Source organism: Streptomyces atratus (assembly GCF_014648655.1).
Lineage (GTDB): Bacteria > Actinomycetota > Actinomycetes > Streptomycetales > Streptomycetaceae > Streptomyces > Streptomyces atratus.
Genome location: NZ_BMRN01000022.1, coordinates 500 through 1,846 on the forward strand (window position 1 = coordinate 500; position 1,347 = coordinate 1,846).

At 68.3% G+C, this 1,347-nt stretch carries 1 protein-coding gene; it reads right to left on the reverse strand.

What is annotated here, in order from left to right:
• Positions 1 to 1,347: polyketide synthase dehydratase domain-containing protein (locus IEZ15_RS44345; protein WP_194535973.1), on the reverse strand; the 1,347-nt coding region annotated here is incomplete at both ends.

Here is a 1,347-nt window from a genome sequence, read left to right on the forward strand (position 1 = left end):
CCACCCTCACCCTCACCCGACAACCCCACCGCACCCTCCGTACGCACCACCAACCGCGAACCAGCAAACCGCTCATCCACCAACCACTCCTGCACCACACCCAACACCTCACACACACCACCACGCACCCCACCACCCAGCCCCAAACCATCCCCCGCACCCCGCACCGAATCAAACACCACCACATCCGGCACCCCACCCGACACACCACCCACCACATCAGCCCAACGCCCCACACCCACACCATCAACCGCACCAGGCAACTCCACCCCCGACCACCCCACACCGAACAACGAACCCCACACACCCGACTCCGCCACCGCACGACGCTCCACACCCACCGAACGCAACACCAACGAACCCACCGACGCCACCACACCACCCCCCACATCGGCCAACACCACCGACACCCGGCCCTCACCCACCACCGAAACCCGCACCCGAACCACCGACGCACCCACCACACCCACCGACACACCCGACCACGCAAACGGCAACGCAGCCCCCTCACCCACCACACCAGCCACAACCACCCCATGGAGCGCAGCATCGAACAGGGCAGGGTGCAGGGCGAACGTCCCGGGCTCCGTACCTTCCGGCAGTCCCGCCTCGGCGAATACGTGCTCGCCGGACTTCCACGCCGCAGTGAGGCCGCGGAACGCCGGCCCGTACTCCAGCCCGGCCTGCGCCATGTCCTCGTAGAAGCCTTCCAGGTCCACGGGCTCCGCATCTGCCGGAGGCCATTGGCCGGTGCTCCATGCCGCGTCCTCGTCGACGACATCGTCGACGGTAGTCGTCAGCGAGCCGGTCGCGTGTCGCACCCACGGGAGGTCCACAGCCTCGCCGCGCGAGTGGACAGTGACGGGACGCCGACCGGAGTCGTCGGGAGCGCCGACGACGACCTGGAGCGCGACCCCGCCGTGCTCGGGGAGGACCAGGGGCGCCTCCAGAGTGAGCTCTTCCAGTGATACGCATCCGACTTCGCGTCCGGCTCTCAGCGCGAGCTCGACGAATCCCGTACCGGGGAAGAGGACGGTGTCGCCCACCGCGTGGTCCGCAAGCCACAGTTGCGCGTGGGACGAGAGACGTCCGGTCAAGATCACGCTGTCCGAGTCAGGGGGAGTGACCACCGCGCTGAGAAGGGGATGGTCGGCGGACTCCTGGCCGATCGACTCAGGATCCGAGCCGTGCTGCTCGCCGACGATCCAGTAGTTCTGGTGCTGGAAGGCGTAGGTCGGCAGGTCGACCCGGCGGGCACCCGAACCCTCGAAGAACCGGGCCCAGTCGACCGTGACTCCCGTGACGTGGAGCCGGCCGAGCGCGGTGACAGCCGTGGACGCCTCGTCA